Origin of the sequence: Sediminibacterium salmoneum NBRC 103935 (assembly GCF_000511175.1) — a bacterium.
Lineage (GTDB): Bacteria > Bacteroidota > Bacteroidia > Chitinophagales > Chitinophagaceae > Sediminibacterium > Sediminibacterium salmoneum.
Map to the genome: position 1 here is coordinate 1 of NZ_KI866530.1, position 3,563 is coordinate 3,563.

Here is a 3,563-nt window from a genome sequence, read left to right on the forward strand (position 1 = left end):
TTAGTTGCAAGTGTAGCGAACGACCGTAAGACAATAAAAAGACGACTTAACAAAAGACAAAAAATATGGAAATAGTTTTAGTTCACTGGTTAATCAAAAAAGGACGAGAAATTGACTTTGAAAATCATTGGAAGAAAATGTCAATTGAAGAAGACAACGGACTTTATAGAGAAATACTTACGACGCCAGACAAAAATACGTTTGACCCGAAATTTCAAACTTTCACACTTGAAAACCCTAACTACACGACCTACATCAACGTTGGTATTTGGAAATCCTTGACTGACTTTGACAATGCAATTGAAAAATATTTTCCAAAAGCATCAACCGAAAAAAAGGATGGTAAGACAATTCATACTATTGAGGTTGAAGATTTTGAATTTAAACTTCGAGAGAGAATAGTTTTAAGGAAAGTAAGTGACCGTGGCGTTTCATTGCCTGAGGCAGATAGCATTCAATAACCACAACACATGAAAGAAATGACTTTAGAAGACCGCTACAAAACTTTAATTGAAGCTCGTAATTTTCATTATGACAACTTCAATAAATGGATGACATATTTTTATGTTGCCATTGGTGCATTATTTGTCGGTTACTGCACAATAATATCCTCTGACAAATCTCTACCACAGGTTGAGTATTTGCTTTCAATTTTAGGTTTCATAGTAAGTTTATTATGGTATTGGTCAGCTAAGGGATACTATTACTGGAACATTAACTTTATAAATTTGATAAACTACTATGAGGAGACCCTACTAAAGTTTGACGAGAAAGAGAGAGTATATTTTGTATTCGCAAACAAAGAAACACAAAACAATTATTTTAGTCCTCTGTCTGGGGCAAATATCTCGACCTCTAAGATCGCCATCCTTTTCTCTTTTATTATCTCGACAGTTTGGGGCTTTATTGTAATCAACAAACTGTTTAGTGACTACTCATATAATTGTTGTTGCTTTTCGACACTTTTACAAGTAATAATTTCACTTGCTTCTGTTTTAATTCTTAGCTATTTAATTCCTGTCGGATTTCTAAAAAGCGATAACAAACGTTTTTACGACCTAAAATTATGACTAGGACTTAACGACACGAGACAGCAAGCCATTAACAATGGGCTTTGCGATAGCGGGTGGGCAGTGGTTAATTGAAGTACTTTACTTCTGTTTCACCTTTATGCCTGCCGACAGTTTTGTGATCCGAAAGCCCCATCTTCGGCAAGCTGCATACCGTTAGCAACAACTTTCTTTCCAACTCTCAGCCAGTCCCAATCCACCCCCTAATCCAAATCCGCCTCAAAACTATACTTCTCCTGCGGAAAAGGAGTCATCTTCCCATCAGGCCCTGGTTTCTGTCTTTCCCTTAAAGCAGCTAACTCTTTCTCACCTTCCTCTTTAAGAAACTCCAACAGTGCTGCAAGTTTCTTCATCGGCTTTTTTTCTTCTTCTTTCTCCATCCTACAATTTACGAAATTGTACCAGCCATTCCAAATCCCACCCCAACCCCCAATCTCAACAGTTCCAATCCCCCAAGCAAAACATTCCCCACACATTCAAATTTTTCTTAAATTCAGCTAGCACACCCAACTCGTTAGCATGAAAAAGATCCTCCCCTTCATTTTCCTCCTAATCATCACAGCAACCCTATCCGCCCAGAACAAACAGAAAACCTATCTACTGGTACATGGAGCCTGGCATGGAGCATGGTGCTGGGATAAAGTAGTGCCATTCATGACCAGCAAGGGATATAAGGTAATCGCTATTGATTTACCCGGACACGGTAAAGATACCACCCATCCAGCCACAGTCGGTTTTGCTGATTATGTAAACAAGGTAACCGAAGTTACCCAAGGACTCAACGCGAATCACCATCGGGCGTGGGTTGATTGTAGCCGCTGATCGGAAGACCAGTACTTTCAAACCCGAAATAGCCGATATCCTATTTTATCATGACTGCAGTGAAGCCGATAAGGCTTTTGCCCACCAGAATTTAAACCGTCAGTCATTTGCTCCGCTGGGAACCCCGGTGAAAGTATCAGACAATATCTATGGAGCCATTCCCAAAGTGTATATACTCTGTACTGAAAGCAAGGACTTGGATAAATCCATTTTGCCAACCAGGGTACCCTGCGAAAATGTAATTAAGCTGAAGTCGGGTCATTCTCCCTTTTTCTCCATGCCCGAGAAGTTGGCGAAGGAGTTGATGGGGTTGTAGGTTAAAGTCCATGGGGAAAGACTTCTCGTAAAATTGTATACCTCCCTGTTTTACTTTCTCTTGTACCGGATTTTAGACCGTGTTTTCACGGTATTTTTTCGGAAAAGCCAGTTGTAGACAATCAAACATTGCTTCAAATATTATATTTTAATTTATTCTACTATATTCGTGCTACCCCAATTGTTACACTAAATATTTCTCCTGAATTAATACGGTTGTTAGTAAACACTGATCTATGACTTTTATGTCTAGTACTCAGATATTATTTCTTTAGTGACACAAAAAAGTATAAAAACTATTGATTATAAAGTATGGAACTTGCAAACAGAATTCGAATGATAAGAGAATCTTACGGATATACACAAGCTGAAGTTGCTTATAAGATTAACATATCTCCTCAGGCGTATAGTAAAATTGAAAGAAGGGCTTTAAAGACAAAAATTGAAACTCTAAATAAGATTGCAACTTGTTTGTCTGTTAGTTTATCCTTTTTAGTTGATGTGGGTAATCCAGATTATGTTGAAAAGAAAAACAACCTGTAGGTTGTTGCATGGCATTTTTAGCTATTTAATTTTGTAAAATCAAATTGATGTTTTAATTAATCTTAAAAACGACAAAAGGTTAAATGAGTTCGAGAAAGTGATTAAGAGAATATTTTACATTATTTGATTGTTTTCACATTCATTTTCAAAAAGTATGAATGTCGTTCTAAATCAATGAACGTCAGGAATTTCCCAATTGATAAAATTAAATTTTAAAAATGAAAAAGTTTGTGTTTGGTTTTATCTTGATTTGTCTATCTTTCTCTTGTGAAAAGAACGAATTTAGTGAAGATTCACAAAAAGATTTATTAAAGCGGAATATTTCAAAATCTTCTATAATTAGTGAGTTTGTGAGTTTGTCAAAATCGGAAACTGTTTTAGTTATTGCAGAAAACCGAAGTACTTTGCAAACACTTGAAACAAAAAACAAACCTCTATTTGATAAATTAAATCTTATACATAACCAAAAAGGTAAACTATTGAGTCAGTTGTCTCAACTTTATGGAAAAAAAGCTTGTCGAAATTAACAAATGAAGATTGGAGAGACATTTTTATGGACTATTTTGATTCTGGACTTCAAGTAAATAACAATTTAGTACAAGCTACAAGTGCAGCAAGTTGTCAAAAAGAGTATCAAGACGCTACGAATGCCTGCTTCACTGATTTTCTTGTGGATGAAGCAAATTGTTTTTTTCAAGGATTTTGGGGAATTGTATCAGGTTGTCATTTTGATTCAATTGCTGACCAAACTAAGTGTAATCTTGCTGCAGAAAGAGCTTATAAAAAATGTAAATAAATATGAAATTATTATTT

The 3,563-nt window shown here is 35.8% G+C and carries 8 protein-coding genes; 7 read left to right on the forward strand and 1 reads right to left on the reverse strand.

Features of this window, described 5'->3' with window-relative positions; genetic code table 11:
* Positions 1-65: 65 nt before the first annotated feature.
* The gene (locus P767_RS0100005; protein ID WP_026762897.1) at positions 66-461 is read left to right on the forward strand and encodes a hypothetical protein; all 396 of its coding nucleotides are present in this window, start codon (positions 66-68) and stop codon (positions 459-461) included.
* A gap of 9 nt (positions 462-470) precedes the next feature.
* On the forward strand, positions 471-1,070 hold the full coding sequence (locus P767_RS0100010) for a RipA family octameric membrane protein (RefSeq protein ID WP_026762898.1): 600 nt from the start codon (positions 471-473) through the stop codon (positions 1,068-1,070).
* A 203-nt stretch (positions 1,071-1,273) separates the two neighbouring features.
* Here the strand turns inward: P767_RS0100010 and P767_RS18220 are convergent, their stop codons facing one another.
* On the reverse strand, positions 1,274-1,450 hold the full coding sequence (locus P767_RS18220) for a hypothetical protein (protein WP_157611282.1): 177 nt from the start codon (positions 1,448-1,450) through the stop codon (positions 1,274-1,276).
* A 139-nt stretch (positions 1,451-1,589) separates the two neighbouring features.
* Between P767_RS18220 and P767_RS0100020 the strand changes: the two genes are divergently transcribed.
* The 5 genes from P767_RS0100020 to P767_RS0100040 all read left to right on the forward strand — a co-directional run bounded on the left by P767_RS0100020 (position 1,590) and on the right by P767_RS0100040 (position 3,546).
* On the forward strand, positions 1,590-1,892 hold the full coding sequence (locus P767_RS0100020) for an alpha/beta fold hydrolase (protein ID WP_026762900.1): 303 nt from the start codon (positions 1,590-1,592) through the stop codon (positions 1,890-1,892).
* Positions 1,876-2,208, forward strand: a complete 333-nt coding sequence (locus P767_RS0100025) for a hypothetical protein (protein ID WP_026762901.1) — start codon at positions 1,876-1,878, stop codon at positions 2,206-2,208. The genes P767_RS0100020 and P767_RS0100025 overlap by 17 nt, the downstream gene beginning before the upstream one ends.
* Positions 2,209-2,519: 311 nt before the next feature.
* Positions 2,520-2,750 carry a helix-turn-helix domain-containing protein gene (locus P767_RS15040; RefSeq protein ID WP_037351438.1) on the forward strand — a complete coding sequence of 77 codons (231 nt, stop codon included), beginning with the start codon at positions 2,520-2,522 and terminating at the stop codon, positions 2,748-2,750.
* A gap of 218 nt (positions 2,751-2,968) precedes the next feature.
* A complete protein-coding gene (locus tag P767_RS0100035) occupies positions 2,969-3,277 on the forward strand; it encodes a hypothetical protein (protein WP_026762902.1) in 309 nt (102 codons plus the stop codon).
* A complete protein-coding gene (locus P767_RS0100040) occupies positions 3,265-3,546 on the forward strand; it encodes a hypothetical protein (RefSeq protein ID WP_026762903.1) in 282 nt (93 codons plus the stop codon). Before P767_RS0100035 ends, P767_RS0100040 begins: the two co-directional genes overlap by 13 nt.
* Positions 3,547-3,563 lie beyond the last annotated feature (17 nt).

Excerpts from the sequence above, each read along its gene's own strand:
- P767_RS0100005 (WP_026762897.1), top strand. The coding sequence starts at position 66 with ATGGAAATAGTTTTAGTTCACTGGTTAATCAAAAAAGGACGAGAAATT.
- P767_RS0100020 (WP_026762900.1), top strand. The coding sequence starts at position 1,590 with ATGAAAAAGATCCTCCCCTTCATTTTCCTCCTAATCATCACAGCAACC.
- P767_RS0100035 (WP_026762902.1), top strand. The coding sequence starts at position 2,969 with ATGAAAAAGTTTGTGTTTGGTTTTATCTTGATTTGTCTATCTTTCTCT.
- P767_RS18220 (WP_157611282.1), bottom strand. The coding sequence starts at position 1,450 with ATGGAGAAAGAAGAAGAAAAAAAGCCGATGAAGAAACTTGCAGCACTG.
- P767_RS15040 (WP_037351438.1), top strand. The coding sequence starts at position 2,520 with ATGGAACTTGCAAACAGAATTCGAATGATAAGAGAATCTTACGGATAT.
- P767_RS0100010 (WP_026762898.1), top strand. The coding sequence starts at position 471 with ATGAAAGAAATGACTTTAGAAGACCGCTACAAAACTTTAATTGAAGCT.